The sequence below is a fragment of the Colwellia ponticola genome (genome assembly GCF_005885605.1).
Taxonomy (GTDB): domain Bacteria; phylum Pseudomonadota; class Gammaproteobacteria; order Enterobacterales; family Alteromonadaceae; genus Colwellia; species Colwellia ponticola.
Genome location: NZ_SZVP01000065.1, coordinates 1 through 482, shown reverse-complemented (window position 1 = coordinate 482; position 482 = coordinate 1). Strand labels below are relative to the sequence as shown.

Genomic DNA, 482 nt, shown 5'->3' with positions numbered 1-482 from the left:
CCTACGTATTACCGCGGCTGCTGGCACGTAGTTAGCCGTGGCTTTCTGGTTAGATACCGTCAAGGGATGAACAGTTACTCTCATCCTTGTTCTTCTCTAACAACAGAGTTTTACGATCCGAAAACCTTCTTCACTCACGCGGCGTTGCTCGGTCAGACTTTCGTCCATTGCCGAAGATTCCCTACTGCTGCCTCCCGTAGGAGTTTGGGCCGTGTCTCAGTCCCAATGTGGCCGATCACCCTCTCAGGTCGGCTATGCATCGTGGCCTTGGTGAGCCGTTACCTCACCAACTAGCTAATGCACCGCGGGTCCATCCATCAGCGACACCCGAAAGCGCCTTTCAAATCAAAACCATGCGGTTTCGATTGTTATACGGTATTAGCACCTGTTTCCAAGTGTTATCCCCTTCTGATGGGCAGGTTACCCACGTGTTACTCACCCGTTCGCCACTCTTCTTTTTCCGGTGGAGCAAGCTCCGGTGG

1 rRNA gene is annotated in these 482 nt (G+C 52.9%); it reads right to left on the bottom strand.

The annotated features are described in order from the left end of the window. Positions 1-482, bottom strand: a 16S ribosomal RNA gene (locus FCS21_RS17660); the annotation flags it as partial.